At 67.3% G+C, this 26,124-nt stretch carries 28 protein-coding genes; 8 read left to right on the top strand and 20 right to left on the bottom strand.

The annotated features are described in order from the left end of the window. Window positions 1–22: 22 nt before the first annotated feature. On the top strand, window positions 23–592 hold the full coding sequence (locus ACW18C_RS02475) for a 3D domain-containing protein (RefSeq protein ID WP_008260580.1): 570 nt from the start codon (window positions 23–25) through the stop codon (window positions 590–592). 74 nt (window positions 593–666) lie between these two features. Here ACW18C_RS02475 and ACW18C_RS02470 read toward each other — a convergent pair whose 3' ends face one another. The 4 genes from ACW18C_RS02470 to ACW18C_RS02455 form a co-directional block, all read right to left on the bottom strand. Next, window positions 667–1,557, bottom strand: coding sequence for a hypothetical protein (locus ACW18C_RS02470; RefSeq protein WP_492072632.1), 891 nt, complete (start codon window positions 1,555–1,557; stop codon window positions 667–669). A gap of 89 nt (window positions 1,558–1,646) precedes the next feature. Then, window positions 1,647–1,970, bottom strand: coding sequence for an Mpo1-like protein (locus tag ACW18C_RS02465; protein ID WP_008260771.1), 324 nt, complete (start codon window positions 1,968–1,970; stop codon window positions 1,647–1,649). A 38-nt stretch (window positions 1,971–2,008) separates the two neighbouring features. Beyond that, a complete protein-coding gene (locus ACW18C_RS02460) occupies window positions 2,009–3,913 on the bottom strand; it encodes a DEAD/DEAH box helicase (protein WP_492072631.1) in 1,905 nt (634 codons plus the stop codon). A 162-nt stretch (window positions 3,914–4,075) separates the two neighbouring features. After that, the gene (locus ACW18C_RS02455) at window positions 4,076–4,837 is read right to left on the bottom strand and encodes an SDR family NAD(P)-dependent oxidoreductase (RefSeq protein WP_492072629.1); all 762 of its coding nucleotides are present in this window, start codon (window positions 4,835–4,837) and stop codon (window positions 4,076–4,078) included. A 148-nt stretch (window positions 4,838–4,985) separates the two neighbouring features. Here ACW18C_RS02455 and ACW18C_RS02450 point away from each other — a divergent pair, with 148 nt between their 5' ends. Then, window positions 4,986–5,195: a flagellar basal body rod C-terminal domain-containing protein gene (locus ACW18C_RS02450; protein ID WP_035306812.1), complete on the top strand. Its 210-nt coding sequence runs from the start codon at window positions 4,986–4,988 to the stop codon at window positions 5,193–5,195. A gap of 25 nt (window positions 5,196–5,220) precedes the next feature. On the opposite strand, the gene ACW18C_RS02445 is transcribed toward ACW18C_RS02450, so the two are convergent. Both ACW18C_RS02445 and ACW18C_RS02440 read right to left on the bottom strand, forming a co-directional pair. After that, entirely contained in the window at window positions 5,221–7,107 is a 1,887-nt protein-coding gene (locus tag ACW18C_RS02445) for a methyl-accepting chemotaxis protein (protein ID WP_492073958.1), read from the bottom strand. Window positions 7,108–7,179: 72 nt separating this feature from the next. After that, complete coding sequence (locus tag ACW18C_RS02440; RefSeq protein ID WP_492072627.1) at window positions 7,180–7,887, bottom strand: winged helix-turn-helix transcriptional regulator; 708 nt, start codon at window positions 7,885–7,887, stop codon at window positions 7,180–7,182. Between the two features lie 58 nt (window positions 7,888–7,945). On the opposite strand from ACW18C_RS02440, the gene ACW18C_RS02435 reads away from it, so the two are divergent. The 4 genes from ACW18C_RS02435 to ACW18C_RS02420 all read left to right on the top strand — a co-directional run bounded on the left by ACW18C_RS02435 (window position 7,946) and on the right by ACW18C_RS02420 (window position 11,250). Beyond that, window positions 7,946–8,392 (top strand): VOC family protein, encoded by a 447-nt coding sequence (locus tag ACW18C_RS02435; RefSeq protein ID WP_492072625.1) that lies wholly within the window; start codon window positions 7,946–7,948, stop codon window positions 8,390–8,392. Between the two features lie 14 nt (window positions 8,393–8,406). Then, window positions 8,407–8,865 carry an SRPBCC family protein gene (locus ACW18C_RS02430; RefSeq protein WP_492072623.1) on the top strand — a complete coding sequence of 153 codons (459 nt, stop codon included), beginning with the start codon at window positions 8,407–8,409 and terminating at the stop codon, window positions 8,863–8,865. Window positions 8,866–8,876: 11 nt separating this feature from the next. After that, a complete protein-coding gene (locus tag ACW18C_RS02425) occupies window positions 8,877–9,224 on the top strand; it encodes a DUF1428 domain-containing protein (RefSeq protein WP_035307799.1) in 348 nt (115 codons plus the stop codon). Between the two features lie 82 nt (window positions 9,225–9,306). Next, window positions 9,307–11,250, top strand: coding sequence for an ATP-binding protein (locus tag ACW18C_RS02420; protein ID WP_492072621.1), 1,944 nt, complete (start codon window positions 9,307–9,309; stop codon window positions 11,248–11,250). Here ACW18C_RS02420 and ACW18C_RS02415 read toward each other — a convergent pair whose 3' ends face one another. Genes ACW18C_RS02415 through ACW18C_RS02405 form a run of 3 tightly spaced genes read right to left on the bottom strand, consistent with a single transcriptional unit; the run spans window position 11,251 to window position 12,715 of the window. Further along, complete coding sequence (locus tag ACW18C_RS02415; protein WP_492072619.1) at window positions 11,251–11,697, bottom strand: hypothetical protein; 447 nt, start codon at window positions 11,695–11,697, stop codon at window positions 11,251–11,253. It lies immediately after the preceding gene. 42 nt (window positions 11,698–11,739) lie between these two features. Further along, a complete protein-coding gene (locus tag ACW18C_RS02410) occupies window positions 11,740–12,480 on the bottom strand; it encodes an extensin-like domain-containing protein (RefSeq protein WP_492072617.1) in 741 nt (246 codons plus the stop codon). Between the two features lie 55 nt (window positions 12,481–12,535). Continuing rightward, window positions 12,536–12,715, bottom strand: coding sequence for a DUF2256 domain-containing protein (locus ACW18C_RS02405; protein ID WP_492072615.1), 180 nt, complete (start codon window positions 12,713–12,715; stop codon window positions 12,536–12,538). Between the two features lie 238 nt (window positions 12,716–12,953). Here ACW18C_RS02405 and ACW18C_RS02400 point away from each other — a divergent pair, with 238 nt between their 5' ends. Further along, entirely contained in the window at window positions 12,954–13,217 is a 264-nt protein-coding gene (locus tag ACW18C_RS02400) for a DUF2798 domain-containing protein (protein ID WP_081836160.1), read from the top strand. A gap of 42 nt (window positions 13,218–13,259) precedes the next feature. Here ACW18C_RS02400 and rpoD read toward each other — a convergent pair whose 3' ends face one another. The 5 genes from rpoD to ACW18C_RS02375 all read right to left on the bottom strand — a co-directional run bounded on the left by rpoD (window position 13,260) and on the right by ACW18C_RS02375 (window position 19,252). Further along, entirely contained in the window at window positions 13,260–15,206 is a 1,947-nt protein-coding gene (rpoD, locus tag ACW18C_RS02395) for an RNA polymerase sigma factor RpoD (protein WP_492072613.1), read from the bottom strand. A 368-nt stretch (window positions 15,207–15,574) separates the two neighbouring features. Then, window positions 15,575–15,940: a type II toxin-antitoxin system VapC family toxin gene (locus ACW18C_RS02390; protein ID WP_492073956.1), complete on the bottom strand. Its 366-nt coding sequence runs from the start codon at window positions 15,938–15,940 to the stop codon at window positions 15,575–15,577. A gap of 38 nt (window positions 15,941–15,978) precedes the next feature. Continuing rightward, a complete protein-coding gene (locus ACW18C_RS02385; RefSeq protein ID WP_492072611.1) occupies window positions 15,979–16,224 on the bottom strand; it encodes a hypothetical protein in 246 nt (81 codons plus the stop codon). Between the two features lie 46 nt (window positions 16,225–16,270). Beyond that, window positions 16,271–18,133 carry a DNA primase gene (gene dnaG, locus ACW18C_RS02380; RefSeq protein ID WP_492072609.1) on the bottom strand — a complete coding sequence of 621 codons (1,863 nt, stop codon included), beginning with the start codon at window positions 18,131–18,133 and terminating at the stop codon, window positions 16,271–16,273. A gap of 282 nt (window positions 18,134–18,415) precedes the next feature. Beyond that, window positions 18,416–19,252: an LD-carboxypeptidase gene (locus ACW18C_RS02375; protein WP_492072607.1), complete on the bottom strand. Its 837-nt coding sequence runs from the start codon at window positions 19,250–19,252 to the stop codon at window positions 18,416–18,418. 70 nt (window positions 19,253–19,322) lie between these two features. Between ACW18C_RS02375 and ACW18C_RS02370 the strand changes: the two genes are divergently transcribed. Then, window positions 19,323–20,729 (top strand): UDP-N-acetylmuramate--L-alanine ligase, encoded by a 1,407-nt coding sequence (locus ACW18C_RS02370; RefSeq protein ID WP_492072605.1) that lies wholly within the window; start codon window positions 19,323–19,325, stop codon window positions 20,727–20,729. Here the strand turns inward: ACW18C_RS02370 and ACW18C_RS02365 are convergent. From ACW18C_RS02365 to ACW18C_RS02340, 6 genes are read right to left on the bottom strand one after another with little or no spacing between them, the layout of a single operon-like run. Next, window positions 20,714–21,520 (bottom strand): glycoside hydrolase family 16 protein, encoded by an 807-nt coding sequence (locus ACW18C_RS02365; RefSeq protein WP_492072603.1) that lies wholly within the window; start codon window positions 21,518–21,520, stop codon window positions 20,714–20,716. The two genes, ACW18C_RS02370 and ACW18C_RS02365, sit on opposite strands and share 16 nt — an antisense overlap. A 56-nt stretch (window positions 21,521–21,576) precedes the next feature. After that, entirely contained in the window at window positions 21,577–22,938 is a 1,362-nt protein-coding gene (locus tag ACW18C_RS02360) for a sulfite reductase subunit alpha (protein WP_492072601.1), read from the bottom strand. Next, a complete protein-coding gene (locus tag ACW18C_RS02355) occupies window positions 22,935–24,044 on the bottom strand; it encodes an FAD:protein FMN transferase (protein WP_492072599.1) in 1,110 nt (369 codons plus the stop codon). The genes ACW18C_RS02360 and ACW18C_RS02355 overlap by 4 nt, the downstream gene beginning before the upstream one ends. A gap of 9 nt (window positions 24,045–24,053) precedes the next feature. Continuing rightward, a complete protein-coding gene (locus tag ACW18C_RS02350; protein ID WP_492072597.1) occupies window positions 24,054–24,854 on the bottom strand; it encodes a DUF4198 domain-containing protein in 801 nt (266 codons plus the stop codon). An 11-nt stretch (window positions 24,855–24,865) separates the two neighbouring features. Then, a complete protein-coding gene (locus tag ACW18C_RS02345) occupies window positions 24,866–25,375 on the bottom strand; it encodes a DUF2271 domain-containing protein (protein ID WP_008262166.1) in 510 nt (169 codons plus the stop codon). Between the two features lie 26 nt (window positions 25,376–25,401). After that, a complete protein-coding gene (locus ACW18C_RS02340) occupies window positions 25,402–26,082 on the bottom strand; it encodes a PepSY-associated TM helix domain-containing protein (RefSeq protein WP_492072595.1) in 681 nt (226 codons plus the stop codon). Window positions 26,083–26,124 lie beyond the last annotated feature (42 nt).

The following is a 26,124-nucleotide window of genomic DNA, read 5'->3' as shown; positions in this document are numbered from 1 at the left end:
GGCGCTTCAATGAGCAAACCGGATGATCGGCGCTTCCGCTGCCTTCGCCATGATGTGGGCCGCCATGTCCTCGCTTTCGAGCGGACCGGTCCCTTACAATGTCGCTGTCGCGGCGGATGCAGCCAGGGTTGAAACCCCGGCGCCCGAGATCGGTTCCACCGACGCCTCGCCCGAAATCGCCTCTGATCTGGACGCCGTCCAGGCCGAGCTGATGGCCGGCGATCCGGACTGGCGCGCTTCGGCCCGCCTCTATCACGCAGGCGGCGGCGGGGCGACGGGCAATGATTCCCTGGGTTGCCGCCCCATCGCCATGCGCACCGTCGCGGTCGATCCGCGCGTCATTCCCCGCCGCACCAAACTGTTCATCCGCGAGACGGTCGGCCTGCGCTTGGCCGACGGTTCGATCCACGACGGCTACTGGTACGCCTCCGACACCGGCGGCGCGATCAAGGGCCAGAAGATCGACCTCTACACCGGTCATGGCCGGGGCTCGATGGCCCAGGCCCGTCGCCTGAACATGCAGACCCTGACCATCGCCGACGCGGGCCGTTTCGACGGCTGCCCCCCGGCCTGGGAAAACGCCTCCAACTAAATCGCAGCCGCGACGAAAAACGCCGGCGCACCTCGCGGCCGCCGGCGTCTTCGTGTCTGCGGTTCGGGCTGACCCTATTGCAGTTCGCTGACCTTCAGCGTCGACTGCACCATGTCGTCGCCATAGGTCCCGACCCAGACGTCGTAGCGTCCGGCCTGGGGATTGGTGATCAGGACCTTGGGGTTCACGCCGCCGCCGCTGTCGTCATCGCAATACCAGCGTCCGTTCGGCGTATTGATCAGAAGCGTGGTGTCCTCGGACGCCTCGACCAGGAAGGTCAGGTCCAGATCGCCGGGCTCGAAGAAGACCTGATAGTCCGCCGCCGCGCTGACCTTGCCCTCGCACCCCGACTTGGCCGCAGAGGCCGGGATCGACCCGCCCGCCAGGATCGCCTTCTCATGGGGATCGGGCGTAAAGCCCGAACGCAGCCTCACCGAGCCGAAATTGGGCTCCAGGTCCGCATCCGGCGCCCCTGCGGCGCTCGTCTCCGACCCGCCCAGTTCGCTGATCTCCAGCGTCGACTGGACCATCCCGTCGTTATAGGTGCCCAGCCAGATGTCGTACCGCCCGCTTTGCGGGTTCGAGATCAGCACCTTCGGATTCAGGTCGCCGCCGCTGTCGTCGTCGCACAGCCACTGTCCGCTGGGCGTATTGACCAGAAGCGTCGTGTCCTCGGACGCGACCGCGCGGACGGTCAGATCCAGATCGCCGGCCTCGAAGTTCAGTTGCAGATCCGGCGCGGCGCTGACCGACCCCTCGCATCCCGACTGGGCGGCCGAGGCGGGCACGGAGCCGCCGGCCAGAATGGACTTGGTCCAGGGATCCGGCGTGAAGCCCGTCTGCAGCGTGACCTCGCCATAGTTCGGATCGAGGGTGAAGTCCGGCTTGGCGCCGCTCTTCTGTGCGAGGCTGACGCCGGGCGCGAACGCGAGCGCGGCGCCGGCGACGATGGCGATGATCTTCATGGGGTCGATGTCCCTGCCCTGCGGCCTCCCGCCGCGGAGCGAACATATCCGCTTCCCGGCCACGGCACAGCTTCAAATCTCAGGGATCGCTAAAAACGACGCCTGCCCGTGACCGTCTCGAAGAACAGGCGGAAGTCGCCCATCAGGCTCCACAGCGGATATTGGAAGGTCGCGGGACGGTTCTTCTCGAAGAAGAAATGCCCGACCCAGGCGAAGCCGTAGCCGATCAGCGGCATGGCCAGCAGCCACCAGGGATTCAGCGTCAGCAGGAAGCCGACGAAGGCCAGGATCACCAGACCGGTGCCGACCACATGGATCCGCCGGCAGGTCCGGTTGGAATGTTCGTGGATGTAATAGGGATAGAAGGCCTCGAACGAGGCGTATCGACCCTGGGGTTCGGGCGGCGCGTTCATGGGCGGAGGGTGCGCCTCCGCCCATGATCAGGCAAGCCCTAGGCCTTGGGCTTGAATCCGGCCTTCTTGAAGCCCGGCTTGGCCTTGAACGGCTTCTTGGCGAACGGCTTGTCGCCGGCCGCGTTCGAGCGCGGGTTCTCGCCGCCGGCGTCGGCCTTGGGCGCCCAGGGTTTCTTCTTGAACGGCGGCCGGGCGTCGCCCTCGCCGCCGTCGGCGCGCTTGTAAGGCGTCTTCTTGAACGGGCGGTCGCCGTCTTCACGACGCGGCTTGCCGGCGCCGGCGAACTTGCCTGCCTTCATCGAGCCGGGGGTCGGGGCTTCCGACGCCGTGATCTTGACCTCGTCGTTCGAGGCGGCGACGGCCTCGCGGAAGGCCTTCTCGTGGGTCTTGGCGATCTCGAACCGCGTCTCTTCCGGGAAGGTGCGGATGGCGCCGATCTGGGGTTTGGAGATGCCGCCGATACGGCAGATCAGCGGGATCAGCCATTTGGGGTCGGCGTTCTTGTTGCGGCCCACGTCCAGGCGGAACCAGACCACGTCGTCCGCGCCAAGGCGGTCGCCCGGCCAGGGCTGGGCGGCCGTGCCGTCTTCGTTGCGCACGGTGCGCTCGCGCTTGACGGGGCTGCGATCCGAGCCCGGATCAGACAGTTCTTCCGGCGCAGGCTGTTCCTTGCGCAGCAACCGCACCAGGGCGGCGGCGATCTCCTCGGGCGTGCGTTCGGCGATCATCCGCTTGGCGACGATCATGTCCTCATCGGACACGTCGGCCTCAAAGAACTCGGGCGACAGCAGACGGCCTTCATCGGCCTTGCGGATCTCGTCGAAGGTCGGGGCGCCGGACCAGACGGCGTCAATGCCAGCCTCGTCCATCAGACGCTCGGCCTTGCGGCGGCGCGAGTGCGGCACCAGCATGACGGAGACGCCCTTCTTGCCCGCCCGGCCCGTCCGGCCCGAACGGTGCAGCAGGCCGGCGCGGTTCATCGGCAACTCGGCGTGGATGACCAGGCCCAGGTCGGGCAGGTCCAGACCGCGCGCGGCCACGTCGGTGGCGACGCAGACGCGGGCCCGGCCGTCACGCAGCGCCTGAAGCGCGTCGGTGCGTTCGCGCTGACCCATCTCGCCCGACAGGGACACGGTCGAGAAGCCGCGTTCCAGCAGAGAGGCCTGGAGATGGCGCACGGAATCCCGCGTCGAACAGAACACCATGGCGCGCGGCGCCTCGTACCAGCGCAGGGTGTTGACCACTGCGTGTTCGATCTCGTTGGGGGCGATGCGATAGGCGCGGTATTCGATGTCGGCGTGCTGACGCGACTTGTCCGTCGCGTCGATGCGCACCGCGTCCTTCTGGTATCGCTTGGCCAGAGTGACGATCTCGCGCGCGATGGTGGCCGAGAACAACAGGGTGCGGCGTTCGGCCGGCGCATGGTCCAGGATGAACTCCAGGTCCTCGCGGAAGCCCATGTCCAGCATCTCGTCGGCCTCGTCGAGGACGGCGACCTTGAGCTCGGACAGGTCCAGATTGCCCCGGTCGATATGGTCCTTCAGGCGGCCCGGCGTGCCGACGACGATATGGACGCCGAAGCCCAGGGCGCGGGCTTCACGCCGCGCATCCATGCCGCCGACGCAGGTGGCGATCTTGGCGCCGGAGTCGGCGTACAGCCATTGCAGCTCGGCCGCGACCTGCATGGCCAGTTCGCGCGTCGGGGCGATGGCCAGGCACAGGGGGGCGCCGCCCGGACCGAAGATCGGCTTGTCGCCCAGCAGGGTCGGGGCCGCGGCCAGACCAAAGGCGACCGTCTTGCCCGAACCGGTCTGGGCCGAGACCAGCAGGTCGCGTTCGGCGTATTCGCCTTCCAGGACAGCGGCCTGAACCGGGGTCGGCTCGGCATAGCCCTTGTTGACGAGAGCGCGGTCGAGCGCGGGATGGACGGCGGGAAAGGGCATCGGCTACCTGGGACAACGGACAAGGCGGTCATCGAAACGACCGCGCCCGGCCGAGGACAGTCCTCAGGCCGGGCGAGTAATGCCGCTCTATACACGGATAAAGGCGCGAGCGGGGCGAAAAACGCCGTTCACCACGACGCCCCGCTCAAGAACGACCCCGGATCAGACCTTGAACGACAGGAAACCGTCGTCCACCGCCACCGTCGAGCCATTGATGGCCGAGGCCGCGTCGCTGAACAGGAAGGCCACCACGCTGGCGACCTTTTCGGGCTGAATCAGTCGATTGTGCATATGTTGGGCGGCCAGGGGGACCTTGGCCGCCGGGTCGTCGCCCAGGATCGGGGTGTCGATGAAGCCCGGCGCCACGCCGACGACCCGGATGCCGTATTCGGCCAGTTCCAGCGCGCCTGATCGGCTCATTGACACCACGGCGGCCTTGGCGGCGTTATAGTTGAAGCTGCCGCGCGCGGCGATGGAGCCGTAGATCGAGGCCGTGTTCACGAAGGCGCCCTTGGCGCCTAGCGCGACCATCTTCCTAGCCCCGTAATACAGACCATAATAGACGCTGTGCTGATCGACCTCGATCACCTTCAGATAAGAGGCGGGGTCCATCTCCAGGAAAGGCTTCACCAGGCCGATGCCCGCATTGTTGAACATGCCGTTCAGCGTGCCCAGTTTCTCGACCGCGAACTCGACCAGGGCTTCGACCTCCTCCGCCTTGGAGACATCGACCTTGTAGGCGAAGGCCTTGCCGCCGCGGTCCTGTGTCAGGGCCTCGACCTCTTTCGCCACGGCCTCGGCGCCGTCCAGGTTGAAGTCGGCGACGATCAGGTTCGCCCCCTTCTCGGCCAGGGCCAGACAGGCCGCTCGCCCGATGCCGCTGGCTCCGCCCGTGACGATCAGGGCTTGATCCTTCAGTTCCATGGCGAGGGTCTCCTTCAATATACAGGACACCGGATATGGAGGCGCCGGGCCGGGATGAAACCCGATCCGCGAGATTTCGTCGTTCACCCTGTTTGTTTCCCGGGCGTTGACGGAGAGCCTTCAGACTGCAGGGCTGAAGGAGACCGTGATGCAGGTTATGCCCATCGCCGCCGGCGGAATGATGAACGCCCAGTCCCGCTTCGTAGCCAGTGCGCGTCGCACCGCGACCGCGCCTCTCGACAACCTCGCCGTCGAGGCGGTCGAGCGTATTCAGGCCAAGACCGCCTTTACCGCCAACGCCGCCGTGATCCGCACCGCGGACGATATGAGCGGAACCCTGCTGGACATGCTGGCCTGACGGTCGCCGGCGGCGGTCCCCCGGTCTAGAATTCTTCCCAGCCGTCCGCTGACGGCGCCGCCTGCGCCTTGGGCGCCGCGCCGCCGCGCCCAAGGGTCTTCAACGCCGCCGCCATATGGGGCGCCCGCGCTGGCGCTGAGGCCTGAGCCTGAGGCGGCGTCGATGCGCGCGCCGCCGGGGCGCCGACCTGGAATTGCGCCACCGACGCCTGCAGCGCCTCGGCGTCCTGGGCCAGAGACTGGCTGGCGGCGGTTGACTGCTCAACCATCGCAGCGTTCTGCTGGGTGACCTGGTCCATCTGGTTCACGGCCGTGTTGACCTCGGCCAGACCCAGGGCCTGCTCCTGAGCCGAGGCCGAGATTTCCGTGACCAGGGCGTCGATTTCGGCCACCCGATCCACGATCCGTTGCAGGGCCTCGCCGGTCTGACCGACCAGTCTGACGCCCGAGCCGACCTGGTTGGTCGAGGTCGAGATCAGGGTCTTGATCTCCTTGGCAGCGTCGGCCGAACGCTGGGCCAGGGCCCGGACTTCCGACGCCACGACCGCGAAGCCGCGACCGGCTTCGCCGGCGCGCGCCGCCTCGACCCCGGCGTTCAGGGCCAGCAGATTGGTCTGGAAGGCGATCTCGTCGATGACGCCGATGATCTGGCTGATCTGCTCGGAGGAGCCTTCGATCGCCTGCATGGCCGAAACCGCGTCGCGGACGATGACGCCCGAGGTTTCGGCGTCGCCCTTGGCGGCCTGAACCACGTCCGAGGCCTGACGCGCGCCCGAGGCGGTCTTCTTCACCGTGGCGGTGATCTCGTCCAGGGCGGCGGCCGTTTCCTCCAGGCTGGCGGCCTGTTGTTCGGTGCGGCGCGACAGGTCGTCGGCGGCCTGCGAGATCTCGCCGGCGCCCGAGCGGATGCTGGCCACATTGCCGACCACGACCGACACGGCCTGCTGCAGTTGGGCGATGGCGGCGTTGAAGTCGGACTTCAGCTGTTCGGCGCGCGGGGCGACCTCTGCGGTGAACCGGTGGGTCAGGTCGCCGTTGGACATGGCCGCAAGCCCCTGGCCCAGAGCCGTCAGGGCGACACGATCCTCTTCGGCGATGCGCGCCTTCTCGGCTTCGTTGGCGCGATGTTCGGCCTCGTTGATGGAACGCTGAGACTGGGTCTCGGCCTCCAGCCGGATCTTCTCGGCCGCATTGTCGCGGAAGGTGCCGACCGAGGCGGCCATGCGGCCGATCTCGTCGCCACGCCCCTGGGCGGGAATGACGACCTTCAGGTCGCCGGCGGCCAGTTGATCCATGGCGCGTGTCATGGCCACGATAGGCTGGCTGAGCGCCCGCACGAGCCACAGGGTCATGGCCCCCGCCACCAGCAGGGCCAGCACCCCGCCGATCACCAGGGCGGCGTAGCCGCTGTTGAAGGCCGTGCGCTTCTCGGCGTTCTTGCGGGTCAGCACGCCCTGCGTCTGATCGTCGATCGACTTCACGGCGGCGCGGACATCGGTCAGGCGGGCTGTTGTGGTCAGTTGCGACACCGCCTGCGGCCGCTGGGCCGGATCGCGGGCCAGGTCCATCAGGGCCTGGGACTGCTGGTTGAAGGCGGCGGCCGCCGCCGTCATCGCATTGAACCGACCGGCGTCGACGCCGTCGGCGTCGCTTGTCTTCAGAGACTGGACAGCCTGACCGAAGGCCGTCTTCGATTCAGCGTATTTCGTCAGGGATTCCGCCTCGCCCGTCGCCACATAGGAGCGCATGGCGTTCTGCTGTTCCACGGCGGCGGCCAGGGTCCGGTCGGCGGCCCGGCTGATCTGGGTGGCCGATCGTTCGGCGTCGTCAGATCGCTGCAGGGAGACCAGGCTGAACAGGACCACCAGGGTGGCCACACCGCAGGCGCTCATCATGGCGCCCAGGGCGATCATGAGTTTGATGGAAATAGACAAGGACTTGAGCACGTCCGCCTCCAAAGCAACCTGAGAAGCTTGTGCTAAGGCTCAGGTGTTACCAAACCTTGCTAAGGCCACGCTTTCCGTCGCTTTTTCCGGGAGGTGGAAGAAGTCGATGAACCGCTCGAACACCCCCTGGTCTCCGTCAATCGTCATGTCCGCCGCCAGGGTCGAGAGCGGAACCTTGCCGTAGACGGCGGCGGCGAGCAGCGGCGGCCGGGTCGTCACCGTCACGTCCGCGCCCGCGATCCGGCCGCGCTGCGCCTGAAGACGACCTTCGGACACCGTCACCTGGAAACTCTCGTCGTCGAAGATGATGCCGAGCGCCATGGCGGCCTTCCCGGCCCGACCGGCGTCGAACATCGTCTTGAACGACAGCATGATCGAGACGGCGCTGATCGGCAGCGTCGGATCATGCGCCGGCGACCGTGCGGCCCAGCGGCCCAGAACCAAAAAGACCGGTTCGATCTCATACCCCCAGTCCGTCAGCTCATAGACCTGCACCGAGGCCGGCGGCGGCAGCTTGCGACGACGCACCACGCCCGCCGCCTCCAGTCCCTCCAGCCGCTGCGTCAGCACATTGGCGGACAGGCCGCAGAGATCCTTTCTCAGATCACCGAACCGACGCGGACCCATCATCAGTTCACGCACCACCAGAAGCGCCCAACGCTCGCCCACCAGATCCAGCCCGTGCGCGGCGCCGCACGCGTCGTGATACCGCCGACCCGACTTGGTAGTTACTTTTTCTAACTTCATGGTTGACTGTTCTAATCTCACGCGGCACGGTTAGCAAACATAGGGAGAGGAGAGACGTATGACCCAGCTGATTTTCATCAATCTGCCCGTCGCCGACCTGAACCGGTCCATCGCCTTCTATGAAGCCGTCGGCGCCACGAAGAACCCGATGTTCAGCGACGATACCGCAGCCTGCATGGTCCTGTCGGACGTGATCCACGTCATGCTGCTGACCCACGACAAATGGCGCACTTTCACCGATCGGGCGATCCCCGACGCCCACGCCTCGGCCCAGATGCTGTTGTGCCTGTCGCGCGACAGCCGCGAGGCGGTCGATGCGGTGGTTGCCCAGGCCGGGGCGGCCGGCGGAACGGCGGACCCCAACAAACCTCAGGACTATGGCTTCATGTATGGCCGCAGCTATGCGGACCCGGACGGCCATATCTGGGAGACCATGTGGATGGACCCCGCCGCCATCGCCGCCGGCCCCGAAGCCTTCGCCGCCCACGAACTGACGCCGGTCTGAGCGGGAGACCTGACATGTCCGACCACTTCGAACTCAGCGTCACCCGCCTGATCCAGGCCTCGCCCGAAGCCGTGTGGAAGATCTATGTCGAGCGGACAGGGGAATGGTTCTGCCCCCGGCCCTGGACCACGCCCGTCGTCGATTGGGACCTTCGCCCCGGCGGCCGCGCCAATGTGGAGATGCAGTCGCCCGAGGGCGAGCGACACGCCTATTCCGGCGTCTTCCTGGAGGTGGTCCCCGGCCGTCGGCTGGTCTCGACCGGCGCGCTGACCGAGGGCTGGCTTCCGCAGGCGGGCGAGATGAACTTCGTCCGTATCGACACCTTCGAACCCGAGGGCGACGCCACCCGCTACACAGCCGTCGCCCGCCATTGGGACGAAAAGGCGATGCAGACCCACCGCGCCATGGGCTTCGAACAGGGCTGGGGCGCCGTCGCCGACCAACTGGCCGAACTGGCCGAAACCAACAACTGAGGAGAACGACCATGACCTATGTGACCGGCTTCGTGACCCCGGTGAAGACGGCGGACAAGGACGCCTATCTGAGGTGCGCCCAGGCCGCCGCGCCCATCTTCAAGGAGTTCGGCGCCCTGGCCGTCGTCGAGAACTGGGGCGTCGATATTCGCGACGGCAAGCACACCGACTTCAAGATGGCGGTGAAGCTTGAGCCCGACGAAACCGTGGTCCTGTCCTGGATCATCTGGCCCGACAAGGCGACCGGCGACGCCGCCGAGAAGAAGATGATGGAGGACCCGCGTTTCCACGAGATGGAGATGCCCTTCGACGGCAGGCGGATGGTCGTCGGCGGCTTCGAGACGATCTTCGAAGCCTGAGGTCGGTCGCCCTCCGCGACCGTCCGTTCACCCCGTTGCAATATCTTCGCGGCAGACTTGGTCTTCCACGGGGAAGCTGCCCATGCCGAGCGGTCAGACGACGGACATCGCCACATTCGATGTGGCGCAGTTCTGTCAGGCGGTCGAACATTCGCCCATCGGCACGGCCGTATTCGGGCTGGACGGCGTCTGGCTGAACGGCAACGCCGCCCTGCGTCGCTTTCTGGGGTACAGCAGCGACGAACTCAGGACGGTCAATTTCCGGGACGTGACCCATCCCGACGATCTGGACGCCGATCTCGTCCTGTTCGAACAACTGACCTCCGGCCGCATCCCGTCCTACGAGATCGAGAAACGCTATATCCGCAAGGATGGCGGCGTCGCCTGGGCGGCTCGCACCGTCTCCCTGGTTCGCAGCGCGGCGGGCGAGCCCCTGTTCTATATCTCTCACGTCCAGGATATCGCCGGCCGCAAGGCGGCGGAAGCCGAGCGGCTCAAGCTGGCCGACCGCGCCACCCTGGCCGCCCGCGCCGCCCAGATCGGAATCTGGGAACTGGACCTGAACACCAACGCCCTGTCGTGGTCGCCGGAGATGTTCGACCTCTTCCTCACCCCGGCGCCTGACGTCCTGGACCTCGATTTCTTCACCAGTTTCGTTCTGGAGGATGACCGCGAAACGCTCCAAAGAGACACCGCCGCCGCCCTGAACGGCCTTCTGCTGGACACCGAGTTCCGCATACGCCGGACGGACGGAGAGATCCGGCACATCAAGGGATTCGGCAGCCTGGAACGCGGCGTCGGCGGCGCGCCGGACAGGCTGGTCGGCGCCAACTGGGACGTCACGGAAATGCGGCGGCTCGCCGAACGGGCCGAGGCGGCCAGTCGCGCCAAGTCCCAGTTCCTCGCGGTGATGAGCCACGAAATCCGGACGCCCATGAACGGCATACTCGGCATGACCCAGGCCATGCAGGCCGATCCCCTGCCGGCCCTGCAACGCGAACGCCTGGACATCGTCGCCGAGTCCGGCGCCGCCTTGCTGACCATCCTCAACGACATCCTTGACCTGTCCAAGGTCGAGGCCGGCAAGATGGAGCTGGAAAGCGTGGCCTTCGATCTGGGGATCCTGCTGGGCAATCTCCGCTCGACCTATGCGTCCACCGCCGACGATCAGGGCCTGATCCTGGCGCTGGATCTCGGCGACGCCGCCGGCCTTTATCGCGGGGATCCGACCCGCCTGCGGCAGATCCTGTCGAACCTGATCTCCAACAGCCTCAAGTTCACGGCTCAGGGCCGCATCGACATCGCGGCGCGCCGCGACGGCCAGACCCTGGTCCTGACCGTCGCCGACACAGGCGTGGGCATGACGACCGAGGTCATCGCGCGCATCTTCAATCCGTTCGCCCAGGCTGACGCCTCGACCACGCGCCAGTTCGGCGGCACGGGACTGGGCCTGTCGATCGTGCACGAATTGACCCGGCTGATGCAGGGCCGGATCGACGTCGACAGCCGGCCGGGCGAGGGGTCCCGTTTCACCGTCGTCCTTCCCCTGCCCTGGCTCGGCCCAGCGGTCGGAACGCCCGCCCCGTCCGCCTCCGACGTCAGACAGGGCGACGCCGGTCTGCGGGTTCTGGCCGCCGAGGACAACGCCATCAACCGCCTGGTCCTGCAAACCCTGCTGGGTCAATTCGGCATCGAGCCGACGATCGTCGAAAACGGCGCCCAGGCGGTCGAGGCCTGGCTGGGCGGCGATTGGGACATGGTCCTCATGGACGTGCAGATGCCGGTCCTGGACGGTTTCGGCGCCGCCCGCGCCATCCGCGAACGCGAGGCCGCCCAGGGTCTGCCCCGTACTCCGATCATCGCCCTGACCGCCAACGCCATGCCGCATCAGCGCGACGAGTGCCTGGCCCATGGCATGGACGCCGTCGTCGCCAAACCCATCGACGTCCGCGCCCTGATCTCGGCCCTGGAGACGGTGGGCCAAAAGGGCGCGCATCTGACGGAAAGCGGCCGCGCCACCGCCTGATCAGCCCCGGGCCGCCTTGAGGTTCCGGGTCAGCGTCTTGCGGCGCGCGCCATAGGCCTGTTCCAGGTTCGCCCGCTTCGCCTTCAGTGCTTCAAGCTGATCGTCGAGGGACGACGAGGCGGCCTGATGGTCGGCGTCCAGCCGGTCCAGCTCGGCTTGCAGTCTTTCCAGCTTCGCACGCCGGGCTTTCGACGGTCCCGCAGCCTTCGGCCTGGCCGCCTTTCCGATCTTGCCGACATCGATCGCCAGGCCGCGCTCGATCACCTCGCCCGGCGCCGCCAGGGCGGCGTCATGGTCGGGGCCGCCGCTCAGTTGGCTGGCCAGGCCCGTGGCGAACAGGTCCTGCTTCGACCCCCAGGCCTCCAGCGCCTTGGGGCGCGAGCTCGCGGCGACGGTGAAGGCGTGAAATCCGTCCGACCAGGTAAAGACCTTCAACCTCGGCGCCATGCGTCTGTCCCTGACCGGGCGGACGCCGGAATGGCTCGCCGCCTAGCGGCAGAAACGCGTGTCGGTGGCTTCCAGATGCAGATGGTCGAAATGCACCGCATTATAATCGGGGCTCAGGGTCGTGCCGAAGATGCGGCAGGCGTCGTCGCGGATGCGGCGCAGGAAACGGGCCTCGGGCGCGTCGCCGTTCCAGTCGTTCGTGACCGTGATGCGCCGCCCGTCGCGCAGCCGAACCCCGGCGAAATCCAGCGCCGCCGCCTGGGCGTGGGCGCTGACCCGGCTGGACCCCACACCGTTGTTCACATTGCGACAGGCGTAGGCCCCCATATGGTCGATCTGGACCACGTCCGAGCCCAGAATCTGGCGCGCCGCCGGCTCCAGCGACTGCCGCCGCCAGATGCTCAGGGCCAGGGCCGTCTGGCAGGTCATCTGCACATCCCCCGGCGCCATCCGCGCCACCGTGCCCATGTCGGCGCCCAGCACCCCGCCCTGTCTCAGGCCGCAACTGGCGCTGTTGGTTCGATCCGGGGCGGGGCTGAACGTCACGCGCGCGGCGCTCAGTTCGGCCAGGCATCGCCCCAGGTCCGCGCCCACGCGCACCACCGCCCCCTGGGTTCCCCCATCGACAGGCCGGTCGATCAGCCCCCCGACCAGGGGCGCAGGCGTCCGTCCCGGATAGGGCGACGGCCGCAGCGGCTCGGGCGCGCGCCGCACGCAGCCGCTCAGGATCAGCAGGACCGCCAGACCGACCGACACACGCATCATCAGGACATTGGAAGCCATCGCTCGAATCCTATCCGATTCCCGATGGCGCGTCGGTCACGAGGCGGAGAGCCGCCTATCGCCGTTCCGGCGATGCGCCGGCCGCGCGACACCGATCCGAACAGAACCGCACCTGATCCCAGTCCCGCGCCCACTTCCTGCGCCACGCGAACGACAGGCCGCAGGCGACGCAGCGCTTTTGCGGCAGGTCGGCCTTGTCGGGCGCGCAGCCCAGATTGACGTGTTTTCGACCCATCAGACCCCAGACCAGCAATTCAGGACGACGGCAAGTCCGACCTATTCCTGCGCCCCTGGTAGCCGTTCCAGAGAAAGGTCGGGCCTGTTGCGACCACCCCGCAAACTGATATATGCGCCCCGTCGCCCAGGCGATCGTAAGCGTCTCACGTCAGGCAACGCATCCATCCCGGTTTTCGGCCGGGGCCGGACTTTCCGGCGGATGCCCATTGCCGAAGACCAAATTGAGAGACGCACACATGCACCCTCACCCTGCGATCATCCGCTTCCGCCGACTGCCCGCGCGCTATGCGCCGGTCATCATGCCCCTGATCCTGTCACTGTTCATGACTTTCGTGGTCTCGGCCATCGCCACGGCGCGCAATCTGGGCTTCGTTCCGGCCTTCCCCTCCGCCTGGATGCAGGCTTGGGGCCTGTCTTGGCTGATCGCCTTCCCAGTGCTGCTGCTGATCCTGCCGCTGGTTCGGCGCATCGTCGGCTTGGTCGTCGAAACGCCCAGCTGACGGCAAAAGGGGCGGCCCTTTCGGCGCCGCCCCTGATCGTCTTCAACTGTCCAGGAAGGACCGCAGCTTCCGCGACCGGCTGGGGTGTTTCAGCTTGCGCAGCGCCTTGGCCTCGATCTGACGGATCCGTTCGCGCGTCACCGAGAACTGCTGGCCGACTTCTTCCAGCGTGTGGTCAGTGTTCATGCCGATGCCGAACCGCATCCGCAGCACCCGTTCCTCGCGCGGCGTCAGCGACGCCAGCACGCGGGTCGTGGTCTCGCGCAGGTTCGACTGGATGGCGGCGTCGATGGGCAGGACGGCGTTCTTGTCCTCGATGAAGTCGCCCAGGTGGCTGTCTTCCTCGTCCCCGATCGGGGTTTCCAGCGAGATCGGCTCCTTGGCGATCTTCAGGACCTTGCGCACCTTCTCCAGCGGCATGGCCAGTTTCTCGGCCAGTTCTTCCGGGGTCGGCTCGCGGCCGATCTCGTGCAGCATCTGGCGGCTGGTGCGGACGATCTTGTTGATCGTCTCGATCATGTGCACCGGGATGCGGATAGTCCGCGCCTGGTCGGCGATGGACCGAGTGATCGCCTGACGGATCCACCAGGTGGCATAGGTCGAGAACTTGTAGCCGCGGCGGTACTCGAACTTGTCGACCGCCTTCATCAGGCCGATGTTGCCCTCCTGGATCAGGTCCAGGAACTGCAGGCCGCGGTTGGTGTATTTCTTGGCGATGGAGATCACGAGGCGCAGGTTGGCCTCGACCATTTCCTTCTTGGCCTGACGGGCTTCGCGCTCGCCCTTCTGCACCGTCTGGACGATGCGGCGATAGTCGTCGATCGGCAGGCCGGCTTCCAGGGCCACGGCGGCGACGTCGGCGCGGATGGTGGAGATCTGGCTGGCTTCGTTGTCGCTGAACTTGGTCCAGCGCACGCCCTGTTCCTTGATCCGCTCGGTCCAGGTCGGGTCCAGTTCGGCGCCGAAATAGGCCTTCAGGAACTCAGGCCGCGAGATGCCGTAGCTGTCGGCCAGGCGCAGCAGGCGCCCTTCCAGACCGATCAGGCGCTTGTTGATCGCATAAAGCTGCTCGACCAGGGCCTCGATACGGTTGTTGTTCAGCTTCATCGTCTTCAGACGATCCGAGATGGATTTCGTCAGCGTCTGATAGGCCTTGGAGTCCTTGGCGCTCAGCACCTCGCCCTTCAGGCGGGTCTGGACCAGCTTGTCCTGCAGCCCCCGGAACTCGCTGAAGTCGGCGGCGATGAGGTTCAACACCTCCATCACCCCGTCGCGCAGCTCGGCTTCCAGCGCCGACACGGACATGCCGCCGCCGTCGTCGAAATCATCGTCATCGTCGTCGTCTGACTCGGGCTTTTCTTCAGCGGCCGGCTTTTCTTCGGCCTCTTCTTCCTCTTCCGCCTCGGGCTGGACGGCGCCGGGCAGGGACGAGGGGTTCAGCACGCCGTAGGTGGCGTCAAGGTCGATGACCTCGCGCAGCAGGATGCGGTTGTTCTCAAGCTCGTCACGCCACACCATGATGGCCTCAAAGGTCAGGGCGCTTTCGCACAGACCCGAGATCATGGCGTCGCGACCGGCCTCGATCCGCTTGGCGATAGCGATTTCGCCCTCGCGGCTCAGCAGTTCGACCGAACCCATCTCTCGCAGATACATCCGCACCGGGTCGTCCGTGCGGTCATAGGCGGCCTTGGCGGGCGCTTCGGCCACGCCCGTAGAGGCGGTGGCGGCGACGTCGGTGGACTGCTGCTCCTGCGCGTCCTCTTCGGCCTCAACGACGTTGACGCCCATTTCCGACAGCATAGCCAGGGTGTCTTCGATGGCGTCGGGGGTGACTTCTTCCGAAGGCAGGACCTTGTTCAGCTCCTCCATCGTCACATAGCCGCGCGCCTTGGCCTGTTTGATGAATTTCTTGACGCCGGCGTCGGTCAGATCGAGCAGGGGCCCGTCGGTCGTAACCTCGGCGTCCTGCGTCTCGGTCTGTGCGTTCATAGTCAGTTCGTCTCCAGCCGGAGGGGGTGATCAATCCACCCCGGCGAAAAATACAATGCCTGGCGAGGCGTAAGGTTACGCGCCCGCGCTGTCTTCCCAAATCGTCCCGGCTTTGATCGCACGACGAAGCACATCCCGCTCGACCCTAGCCGGCGGAACTCTTCATCCTGCCCCGGCGCATCTCACGCCAGGACCGAGGCGTCATCGACGCCTGCGACCATCGGACCCTTGCCTCGGCGAGGGGCGCATTTGCGGCCTGGAATGGCGCGCCGGACTTCGCCGCCGCCTTCTCGACCTCGCGCACTAAGGCATCATGACCCGATTGCGCCAGATGGCGTCGCAGGCGGGCAGAGTCAAGCGTATCCGCCTCAATCCGCGCGCAGCCAGTTCTCGACCCGCAAACCCGGCACGCGCGCGAACTCGCGTTCATTGTCGGTGACGAGGATGCAATCCATCGCCAGGGCGTGGGCGGCGATCAGCAGGTCGTTGCCCCCGATGGGCGTTCCGGCGCGTTCGAGTGCGGAGCGAACCTCAGCGTACTGTCGGTCCGCCGGCTCGGCCCAGGCCTGAACCGCGAAATCGTCCAACAGGCTTTCGAGCCGTGACATGAGCCGAAACGACTTCTTCTTTGCAAACCCGAAGCGCAGTTCCGCCAACACAACGACGCTGATGCAAATGGCGCTGGGGTCGATCAACGCCATACGCTGCGAGGATCGACCCGCCGGATCCTTCAAAAGGTCGGAGACGATGTTGGTGTCGAGCAGATACTGGATCAAAGATCGACCGGCTCAGGCGGAGGATCGTCGATCTCCCCCAACTCCTCATCAATCGGCTCCATCGTCGCGAGACGCGCCAGAAGACGAGCGGACGACCCCATCCGCGGCCCCGCCCGTTCGATGATCAGCCGCTCTCCGTCCTGACGCACTACGGCGTCCGCCGGAACGGCGACGCCGCTCGGCAGGTGGACGACCTGATGGTCGCCTTCGCGTGTGATCCTGACAGGCTGGGAACCATCCATGGCGGCGAGACTACTCCAGATCGTGAAGCCCGCCAATCGGCGCGCCTCAGACCAGGGTGGTCCAGAAGTCGGGCGCTGCGAACGACCGGATGATGGCGTCGCGCTCGGCCTTCAGACGCACCAGGGAGTCGATGCCCGTGCCCTGGCCCATATCCTGTTTGGCCGTCTCGATGGCGCGCGACAGGGCGGCCAGATGCGTCATTAGACCAAACACCTTCAGCCAGTGGGCGCGTGATTCCGCCACGGTCAGGTCCGACGACAGGAAGGAGGCGCCCGACTTGGACGCCGCCTTCTCGATCTCTTTCAACAGCGGATCGAAGCCGGAGTCGCGCAACCGATGCCGCACCACGGCCGCATCCGACGCCTGACCGGACAGGCGCAGCCGCACCAGTTCCTGGGCCAGCCCCTCAAGCGAGGCGTCTCCGAAGCCCTGGACGCTGACCTCCTCCAGATGGTCGTCAAGCCGCTCAATGTCGTCGATTGCGGCATAGGCCAGGGCCGCCGCCACCGGACTGACCGCCCGAAACAGCGACTGCATCGCCTGGGCGCCCTCGACCGTCTGACCCAGTTTCGGCGGCGGGCCGAAGCGGCCGCGCCCCTGCCCCGGCGTCCAGGGCGCCCGCGCCGGCGAGCGCGGGAACAGGGCGTCGAACCGGTCGAACAGGTCGCGGCGGTACTGCTCCGCCAGATCCTTGTCCTGAATGGCCGAGGCGGTGTTACGCAGCCGCGCCTTGAAACCGGCCTTGCGCTCCGGCGTGTCCAGCGGCTCCAGATCCTGCTCGCGACGGAACAGCACCTCGGCGAAGCCGTGGGTGTCGGCCAGGGCCTGGCGCAGCGCCGGCGCCCCCTTGTCGCGCAGGATGTCGTCGGGGTCCTGACCGCCGCTCAGCAGAGAGAACCGGAACGACCGCCCCGGCTTCAGCAGCGGCAGCGACCGTTCGATGGCGCGATAGGCCGCCCGCAGCCCCGCCGCATCGCCGTCGAAACACAGCACCGGCTCATGGCTGACCCGCCACAGCCGCTCCATCTGCTCTTCCGTCAGGGCCGTGCCCATGGGCGCCACGGCCGGCAGGCCCGCGCGCTGGCAGGCGATGACGTCCATATAGCCTTCGACCACGATGATGGTCTGGTCGTTCCGGCTCTCCGCCCCCAGGATACGCCGCGCCTCGGGCAGGCCGTACAGCGTCGCCCCCTTGTGAAACAGCGGGCTTTCGGGACCGTTCAGATATTTGGCCCGGTCGTCGGGGTTCATGGCCCGGCCGCCGAAGCTGACGATCCGGCCGCGCGCGTCCAGGATGGGGAACATCAGCCGGTCGCGGAACCGGTCATAGGGCTGCCCTCCGCTTTCCGGCGAGATCAGCAACCCGGCCTCGACCAGCTCGGCCGGTCGCGCCCCGCGCTGGACCAGGGCCTGTTTCAGCCCTTCGCGGTCATTGGGCGCATAGCCCAGGCCGAACCGCTCCCACTGATCCTCGGGCAGGCCGCGCTTTTCCAGATATTCGCGCGCCGCCTTGCCCGGCGTGCGCCTCAGATTGGCGGCGAACCACTTCTGGGCCAGGTCCATCCACTCGGACAGGCCCAGGCGCTTCTGTTCGCGCTCGGCCTCCTTGGGGTCTTCGGCCGGCAGTTGCATCCCCGCCTCGCCGGCCAGCCGCTGCACCGCCTCGACGAAGCTGAGCCGCTCGGTCTCCTGCAGGAAGGAGATGATGTCGCCGTGTTTGCCGGACGAGAAGTCGTGGAAGAAGCCCTTGTCGTCATTGACGAAGAAGGACGGCGACTTCTCCTTCGAGAAGGGCGACAGGCCGACATATTCCCGCCCCTGCCGCTTGAGCTTCACCGTCCGCCCGATCACGTCGGACGGCCGAAGGCGGGCCTTCAGTTCATCGATGAATCTTTCGTCGAAACGCACCGGGCGATCCATAAGCCTTGCGGCGCTTCACGTCGATGATCGGGCCCGTCGATGATCGGAGAACGATCAGGCGGTTCGTCCGGGCATCCCCCGAAGTCCGAACGAACCGCCGCATCGCAGAAGGCGTAAACCGCAGCGTCCCCCAACGCCTTGGCTTAACGAAGTCCTAACGCCTCGCGGACCTGCATCTGACGTGCAGACGCAGGACGTGTCGAGAGGGCGTCAGGCGCGGGCCGGCAGATCAAGGCGAGACTGTGTCTTTTGCGTCTCGAGCGGTTCGCCTCAGCCGCGACCGAAGGGCGCTACCTTGTTGGCGTCGTCGTGCCCGATATCGGCCGGTCCCAGGAATTCTATGCCGGATCTCAGGCACCAGTATCGAACAATCTCCTCCGGAGTCTGTCCGAAATCGGGATCGTTTGGCGTGACATCGGAAACACGTCCCAGGCGAATTCCGGCAACACGTCGGATGGACTCCTGCCCCGTCAAGTGAAACATCATCCGGTCGATCCGATAGGCGGCCTCCGACACCTCCTCCAGCATCAGGACGTGGCCCGACAGATCGGGCTCCAGCGCCGTGCCGACCAGTTGGTCCAGGATGGTCAGGTTGAAGGCGACGGCGGGTCGCGGATCGATCGCCAGCGAGGGTTCGATCCAGTCGGTGCGTCCGGTCGTCAGCCAGGCCAGGGCGCCGCGCGCCGCCTCGTCGCGGCGCACCGCATCCGAGGCCATCGGGCCGTGGGCCAGGTGTTCGAACCCGGCCCTGTACATTCCGGCCAGCAGGCTTCCTGCGTCGGAATAGCCCATATAGCGCTTCTTTCGGGCCACGGCGTTCAGGCGCGGAATGACCGACTCGGCGATGCGGCAGGATCCATAGCCGCCGCGCGCGAACCAGATCGCATCAATGCGCGGGTCATTGGCGAACTCGACGAAGGCGTCGGCCCGCGCCCGGTCGTCCCCGGCGAAGTGGCCGTGTTTCAGGAAACAGGCGGGGTGGAAAACCACCGCCACATCCCCGTCGGGATGATGCTCGGCCATCCAGGCCTCGACGGTCTCGGCGCGCTCCTTGGAGAAGCGCGAACTGGCGCAGACGACGCCGATCTTGAAGGTGTTGCTCGTCACGTCCGTCTTCTTCGTCGAATATTGCGATCCTGCACTGGCGGACCGGCCCGATCCCCTGTTCTAAGGGGGCATGAACCAAGACGCCTCCTATTTCTTCTGCGGCATCGGCGGGTCGGGCATGCTGCCCCTGGCCCTGATCGTCCAGGCCCAGGGCCACCGTATCGAAGGTTCCGACCGCGCGCTGGACCAGGGCCGCACGCCCGAGAAGTTCGACTGGCTGCGCGCCCATGGCGTGACCCTGCATCCCCAGGACGGTTCCGGCGTGACCCGTTCAGCCCAGACCGTGGTGGCCACCGGCGCGATTGAAGACACCGTGCCCGACATAGGCGCCGCCCGCCGCGTCGGCGCCGTCATCAAGACCCGGCCCCAGCTGCTCAGCCAGCTGTTCAACGCCGCCCCGACCTCGGTCGGCGTCGCGGGCACCAGCGGCAAGTCCACCATCACCGGCATGATCGCCTGGATCCTGAGCCAGACCGACCGCAACCCCACCGTGGTCAACGGCGCGGTGATGAAGAATTTCGCCGACGCCGACCATCCGTTCGCCAGCGCCCTGGTTGGCGCCTCCGACCTGTTTGTCGCCGAGGTGGACGAGTCCGACGGCTCCATCGCCGGCTATGACCCCACCGTCGCCGTCGTCTCCAACATCTCGCTGGATCACAAGTCGATGGAGGAGCTGCGCGACCTGTTCGGCGGCTTCACCGGCCGCGCGACCACGGCGGTGCTGAACCTCGACAATCCCGAGACCGCCGCCCTGGTCCAGACGCTTCCGGCCGGGAAAGCGATCACCTTCGCCCTTGGCGAGGAAAAGGCCGACCTGTCCGCCTACGACCTTCAGCCGACGCCCACGGGCATGAAGTTCCGCCTGATGGAGGGCTGGAGCGAATACGACGTCGTCCTGAACGTCCCCGGCGCCCACAATGTCGCCAATGCGCTTGCGGCCCTGGGTGCGGTCAAGGCGCTGGACGTGCCGACGGGCCAGGCGGTCAAGGCGCTGGAGACCTTCGCCGGCATCCGTCGCCGGATGGAGGTGGTCGGGACTGTCAACGACATCACCGTCATCGACGACTTCGCCCATAACCCGGACAAGATCGCCGCCACGCTCAAGACCCTGCACGCCTTCGACGGCCGCCTGCTGATCCTGTTCCAGCCCCACGGCTTCGGTCCGCTGAAGCTGATGAAGTCCGAGTTCATCGACGGTTTCGCCGGCCTGATGCGTCCCGACGACGTCCTGTTGATGCCTGAGCCGGTCTACTACGGCGGCACCACCGACCGCAGCGTGGGCTCGGAGGACATCGCCGCCGGAGTCCGCGCCGCCGGCCGTCAGGCACAGGCCCTGCCGACCCGCGCCGAATGCGGCGACCGGATCGTGGAGATGGCGCAACCGGGCGACCGGATCATCGTCATGGGCGCCCGCGACGACACCCTGTCCAGCTTCGCGGTCGACCTGCTGGGCCGACTGGATCAGTCGGCCGGCTGATAGACCCGGACGTAGTCGACCTCCATCCGCTGCGGGAAGACGGCGTCTTCGACGCCCTCCTCGCCGCCCCAGGTTCCGCCCACGGCGACGTTCAGAATCAGGTGGAACGGCTTGTCGAACGGCCAGGTCTCCACATCGCGCGCCTGGTCGTTGGCGAAGCGGTGGAAGGGCTGGTCGTCGATCAGGAAGACGATCTCGTCCGGCGTCCAGCGCACCTGATAGCGGTGAAAGGCGTCGCAGGCGTCCGCGACCTGGCGCGTCGCCGTGCTCTGGGTGCCCTTCACATGGTTGTAGGCCTCGGTGTGGATCGAGCCGTGCACCACGCCGGGGCGATGGCCGACGTGCTCCATGATGTCGATTTCGCCGCCGATGGGCCAGCCGACCGCCTTTTCGGGCAACATCCAGATGGCCGGCCAACTGCCGCGTCCGCAAGGGATCTTGGCGCGCGTCTCGATGAAACCGCGTGACCAGGCGGAGGTCGAGATCATCCGCGCCGAGGTGTAGGCCTGTCCGCCCCAGTCGGCCGGGGGCGGGTTGAGGGTCTCTCGCCGCGCCTCGATGATCAGGACGCCGTCCTCGATCCGGGCGTTCTCGGGCCGCGCGGCGGAATAGTACTGCAGTTCCTCGTTATACCAGCCGGTCTTGTTGGCCTGGGTGTCGTATCGCCACCTCGAGGCGTCGGGCAGGCCGTCGCCAGAGAATTCGTCGGACCAGGTCAGGGCGTACCCAGCCGGAGCGGCGGGCGTTTGCGGCAGGGTCGAAAGCGCCGCCGCCAGCAGCATGGAAATCATCGGTTCCTCCCATTCATTGCGCCATTGATGGCAGGAAGGCCCGGCGGGCGGCAGCCCTAATAGACGTCGCGGCGGTAACGACCGGTTTCGAGCAGGTCCAGCAGAGCCTCGGCGCCCAAGGCGGTCTCCAGCGCCGCATGAACGCCTGCGGCCATGCCCTCCAGACTGCCGCAGACATGGATGGTGGCACCGCGACCGATCCAGTCGCGCAGTTCGTCCGCCGCCCCGGCGACCAGATCCTGCACATAGCGGCCGTCGCCCGCATCGCGCGAGAAGGCGCGATCCAGCCGACGCAGTACGCCCGACTCCAGCCATCCCTGAAGCTCAGCGTCGAAGAAGGCGTCGTGCGCCCGCGTCCGCTCGCCGAACAACAGCCAGGCCCCGCCCCCGGCCGGGCTCCGCGCCTTCAGATGCGCCCGCAATCCCGCGATTCCCGTGCCGTTGCCGATCAGGATCATCGGCGTCTCGTCCGCCGGCCCGTGAAAGCTGCGGTTGGTCCTCAGCCGCATGCCGATCTCGTCGCCGACCGCCAGATCCTGGGTCAGCCAGCCGGACGCCAGACCCGGCGTCCCATCCGGATGGCGCATCAGCCGGATCAGGCACTCGACCCGCCCGTCAGACGGCAGGGAGGCGATGGAATATTCGCGCGCGCCAGGCGTCGCCCCGTCGCGTTCCGGCAGGCCCACTTCCGCGATATCGCCCGCCGCCCAGTCCGGCGCAGACCCGACCGGTTCGAACGCGAGGTGATAGGCCGGCCCGCCCGGACTGCCCGGATTGACCAGGGTCCGTTCGACCAGCCGCCACGGATAGAAGACCGCCGGCGCCCAGTCGGGCGCCGCGAGACGGCCGGTGATCTGGTTCAACTGGTGCTGCCAGCGGCGGATGGCCCCGGCCTCGCCGTTGTCGACCTCGACCAGGTCGAACAGGGGTTCGGCGCCCGACCGTCGCAGCCAGCCGTCCACCGCATGGCCGAAGCCGCAGAATTGGTCATAGCTTCGGTCGCCCAGGGCCAGCAGGCCGAAGCGCAAGCCCGTCAGATCCGCCCCCTGCCCCATGGTCTTGCGCACAAACCGCGCCGCCGCGTCAGGCGGATCGCCCTCGCCCGTCGTGGACACGATCAGCAAGGCCCGGCCTGCGGCCTTCAGCGTCGCGCTGTCCAGATCGGCGAAGGACAAAACCCGCGCCCCCACCCCGCCGTCCTGCAGGGCCCTGGCCGTCATCCAGGCCAGTTGCTCGGCGAAACCCGTCTGGCTGGCGAAGGCGACCAGCACGCTCTCGCCGTCTCCGGCCATGGCGTCCGATTGGGCGCGCGCCGCCGCCTTCGCCCGGCGTTCGCGCCAGACGATGAAGCCGGTCAGGACCAACCACAGGACCGTCGCTCCGGCGGCCCACAGCCAACGCGCCGGCTCGTGCGTCACCCCGGCCCCTCCAGGGCGGGGTCGTCCATCATGGCGGCGAAGGCGGGCGTCATCCGTTCGACCAGGCCACGCTCGGTCCGCTCGACGAAATGGGCGGCTAGGCCGACCGCCTCGGCATAGTCCGACCCCTCGAACGGCCCCATGACCGTCAGGGCCGTGGCGTAGGCGTCGGCCTTCATGGCCGAGGCGTGCAGCACCGTCACCGACGCCAGGGCGTTGCTCACCGGCCGCCCGGTCGATCCGTCCAGCGTATGCGGATACAGGCGGCCGTTATGTTCGAAGGCGCGGCGATAGTCGCCGCTGGTCGCCATGGCCAGATCGTACAGGGCCGCCACTGTGCGCGGCGCGGTCGAGCCCTCGACCCGCTCGATCTCGACCCACCAGGGTTGGGCGTCTGGCTTAACGCCGCGCCCCTTCAACTCGCCGCCGATCTCGACCAGGTGCGAGGTCGCGTCCATGGCCGTCAGCCGGTCCGAGACCCGGTCCACCGCATGCCCCTTGGCGATGCCGGAGACGTCCAGCCTCATGCCGCCCAACTGCATGACCGCCCGCGCCTCGCGGTTCAGCCGCAGCTTTTGCCAACCGGACAATTTCAGCGCCGCCTCGACCTCTTCGTCCGAGGGCACGGGCAGCAGGGGCGAACGCGGTCCGGGCGGGCCGAACCCCCACAGGTCGACCAGGGCGCCCAGGGTCGGATCGACCGCGCCGTTCGTCTCGTCGCCCAGGTCCATGGCGGCGTCCAGCAGGTCCCAGAAGGGCTGGGAAACCGCCCACACGCCTTCGGGCGCGGCGTTGAAGCGGCTGATCTCGCTGGACGGCTCCCACGGACTGAAGACCGCGATCACCGCCGCCAGTTCTTCCTCCACGGCCGCCTGGACCGCCGCCTCGCTCAGACCCGGCGGGCCGATCACCCGCGCGCTCCAGGTCGTTCCCATGGTCGGGCCGCCCAGCGACAGGATCCGGTCGCCGGGCGGACGGGGCGGAACCCCATCCATCGGCGGAATCAGCACCCCGTTGTCGGCCCGGTCCGCAAGCGGAACCGGGTCGCCGAGGGAGACCGTGGGCGGGGCCGCGCGGGATCCGCGCGAGAAGGGGGTGTCGGACATGCCCGTGGCTTAGGGCAGGACTTCCATCACCGCCACATAGGAAGCGTTCGAAGCTATCGTGTCGCCCTCAGCCGGGGTGCGGACTGAAGCGTTCAGCCAGTACAGGCCCGCTTCCGGCCAGGTGACGGTGAAGGCGCCGTCGACGCCGGTGGTCACCGTCGATTCCTCGGGATTGTCGCGATAGCGGAGGCCGCCACGCGCCACCGTCACTTCCAGGCCGGCGGCCGGCAACCCGTCTTTCGACAGTTTGAAGGTCGCCGGTTCGCCCGCCACCAGATCATTCGGGTGGGTGACCGGGATCATCTCCAGACCGTCCCGCGCATTGGTGAAGACCGTGTCGGTCGGGTTGTTCAGGGTGACGAAGGTCTCGATCCGGCTTGATGTACGGGTCGCCTGCACGTTGGTCGCGCCCTGCGGCAAGGCCGAAGGGAACTCGGCCGCCGAGCCGCGCCAGCGCTTTTGTTCACCGTTCAAGGTGTAGCTGGCCATGATGCCGTTCATCACATTGGCGACCTTGTAGGTGCCGTTCTGCGTCAGATGGACATCGAAGGTGGTGCGGTACTGGCCCTGCATCAGGTGTTCGGGCTGAACGGCCGAGCCGTCCGGCGCCGTCACCACCAGACCGCCCATCCGCATGGCGGCGTGGTCGGGGATGAAGACCCCGTTCGACATGCCGGCGTCGAATCCGACCCAGGCGTCATTGCCCGACAGGCTGGTCGAGGTCGGCGCCATCCAGGCGCGGTGGGCCTGGGCGGCCATCGGGGCCGCCAGGGCGGCGGCGAAGGCCAGAAGCGTGATCGTCTTTTTCATGGATCTGTTCCTCAGCGAGAGACGGTGACGCGCACGGCGCCCAGTTCGGTGGAGCCGGAGGCGTTGGCGGTATTGGCGCCGCCCCAGCGGAAGGGCACGCGCACGACCTCGCGGCCGCCCAGTTCGCGCGCCGCCTCGACAACGACGGTGTACTGGCCCGGCTGCAGGCCGCGCAGGCGGGCGGCGGGCACGGTGATGGTCTGGCGACCCGGCGCGCGGGTGGCGCCCGAGACGCCGTCGGCCGGCAGGCTCATGGCCCGGCCGCCCTTGCGCCACCAGGTGCGCAGGTCCTTCAGCCAGTCCTTGCCGTCGCCCTCGTTGTTGCGGGTCTGCTGGTACCAGACCGCCAGGGTCTGGACCGCCGTCTGGTCCGGCCGTTCGATCCACACCGCCACATAGGGCCGGTGATAGGAGGCGGTGTTCAGGCGCGGCACATCGACCGTGACCGACAGGTCCGCAGCCAGGGCGGGCGCGGCGGCGGCCAGGCCGACGGTGGTGACGACGATAGGGAGAAGGCGCATCCGGGACACTCTCAGCGAAGTTCAGCTCAATGAATGAAGATCAGGGCGATGACGACGGGCACGAGCAGCCCCAGGGCCGCCAGCGGCCAGGTGGAGGGCCGCCCCTTGGCGTGCAGCCACATCAGCCCCAGCCCCGTCAGGGCGAAGATCAGGCAGGCGATGGCGAAGACGTCGATGAACCAGAACCAGACCGCCCCGGCGTTGCGCCCCTTGTGCAGGTCGTTGAGGTAGGCGATCCATCCCCGTGTCGTCGTCTCGTGCAGCACATCACCCGTTGAACGGTCGATGGTCACCCATCCGTCGCCGCCGGGCGTGGGCAGGGCCACATAGATTTCTTCGGCCGTGGTTTCGGTCGGCTTGCCGGCAATCTCGGCCTTCAGCGTCTGCGCCGACCAGCGCGCCACGGCGTCGGGGACGGGATCGGTCGTCTCCTCGGGGAAGTCGGCCAGACGCGCCACCAGGGGCGCCGGAAGGGCCGCCGTCTGTTCGACCGTCACCGGATCGGCGGGGATCGAGGCCGCGTGGTTCAGGGTGACGCCGGTGATCGCGAACAGGATCAGTCCGACCAGACTGACCGCCGCCGAAATCCAGTGCCAGGAATGCAGTTGTTTCAGCCAGAAGGACCGCGCGCCGTTCAGCGCCGCCTTCGGCTTCTTCGAGTCCTTGGCGGGGAGCTCGGCCTGAGGGTGTGCGGCGCGTTCGGTCACAAGGTGGCTGTGCCACTGTTGCGAACCGTTTTCAATAGCAGT

This window comes from Brevundimonas sp. FV1ye7S (assembly GCF_058680995.1).
This window is presented reverse-complemented; position numbering and strand designations above follow the sequence as displayed.

Coding starts and splice junctions, on each gene's coding strand:
- ACW18C_RS02345 (WP_008262166.1), bottom strand. CDS start 25,375: ATGCGCCTTCTCCCTATCGTCGTCACCACCGTCGGCCTGGCCGCCGCC.
- ACW18C_RS02385 (WP_492072611.1), bottom strand. CDS start 16,224: ATGGATGGTTCCCAGCCTGTCAGGATCACACGCGAAGGCGACCATCAG.
- ACW18C_RS02350 (WP_492072597.1), bottom strand. CDS start 24,854: ATGAAAAAGACGATCACGCTTCTGGCCTTCGCCGCCGCCCTGGCGGCC.
- ACW18C_RS02440 (WP_492072627.1), bottom strand. CDS start 7,887: ATGAAGTTAGAAAAAGTAACTACCAAGTCGGGTCGGCGGTATCACGAC.
- ACW18C_RS02365 (WP_492072603.1), bottom strand. CDS start 21,520: ATGATTTCCATGCTGCTGGCGGCGGCGCTTTCGACCCTGCCGCAAACG.
- ACW18C_RS02470 (WP_492072632.1), bottom strand. CDS start 1,557: ATGAAGATCATCGCCATCGTCGCCGGCGCCGCGCTCGCGTTCGCGCCC.
- ACW18C_RS02435 (WP_492072625.1), top strand. CDS start 7,946: ATGACCCAGCTGATTTTCATCAATCTGCCCGTCGCCGACCTGAACCGG.
- ACW18C_RS02420 (WP_492072621.1), top strand. CDS start 9,307: ATGCCGAGCGGTCAGACGACGGACATCGCCACATTCGATGTGGCGCAG.
- ACW18C_RS02460 (WP_492072631.1), bottom strand. CDS start 3,913: ATGCCCTTTCCCGCCGTCCATCCCGCGCTCGACCGCGCTCTCGTCAAC.
- ACW18C_RS02410 (WP_492072617.1), bottom strand. CDS start 12,480: ATGGCTTCCAATGTCCTGATGATGCGTGTGTCGGTCGGTCTGGCGGTC.
- ACW18C_RS02355 (WP_492072599.1), bottom strand. CDS start 24,044: ATGTCCGACACCCCCTTCTCGCGCGGATCCCGCGCGGCCCCGCCCACG.
- ACW18C_RS02475 (WP_008260580.1), top strand. CDS start 23: ATGATCGGCGCTTCCGCTGCCTTCGCCATGATGTGGGCCGCCATGTCC.
- ACW18C_RS02370 (WP_492072605.1), top strand. CDS start 19,323: ATGAACCAAGACGCCTCCTATTTCTTCTGCGGCATCGGCGGGTCGGGC.
- ACW18C_RS02425 (WP_035307799.1), top strand. CDS start 8,877: ATGACCTATGTGACCGGCTTCGTGACCCCGGTGAAGACGGCGGACAAG.
- ACW18C_RS02400 (WP_081836160.1), top strand. CDS start 12,954: ATGCACCCTCACCCTGCGATCATCCGCTTCCGCCGACTGCCCGCGCGC.
- ACW18C_RS02450 (WP_035306812.1), top strand. CDS start 4,986: ATGCAGGTTATGCCCATCGCCGCCGGCGGAATGATGAACGCCCAGTCC.
- rpoD (WP_492072613.1), bottom strand. CDS start 15,206: ATGAACGCACAGACCGAGACGCAGGACGCCGAGGTTACGACCGACGGG.
- ACW18C_RS02430 (WP_492072623.1), top strand. CDS start 8,407: ATGTCCGACCACTTCGAACTCAGCGTCACCCGCCTGATCCAGGCCTCG.
- ACW18C_RS02415 (WP_492072619.1), bottom strand. CDS start 11,697: ATGGCGCCGAGGTTGAAGGTCTTTACCTGGTCGGACGGATTTCACGCC.
- ACW18C_RS02445 (WP_492073958.1), bottom strand. CDS start 7,107: ATGATCGCCCTGGGCGCCATGATGAGCGCCTGCGGTGTGGCCACCCTG.
- ACW18C_RS02405 (WP_492072615.1), bottom strand. CDS start 12,715: ATGGGTCGAAAACACGTCAATCTGGGCTGCGCGCCCGACAAGGCCGAC.
- ACW18C_RS02455 (WP_492072629.1), bottom strand. CDS start 4,837: ATGGAACTGAAGGATCAAGCCCTGATCGTCACGGGCGGAGCCAGCGGC.
- ACW18C_RS02465 (WP_008260771.1), bottom strand. CDS start 1,970: ATGAACGCGCCGCCCGAACCCCAGGGTCGATACGCCTCGTTCGAGGCC.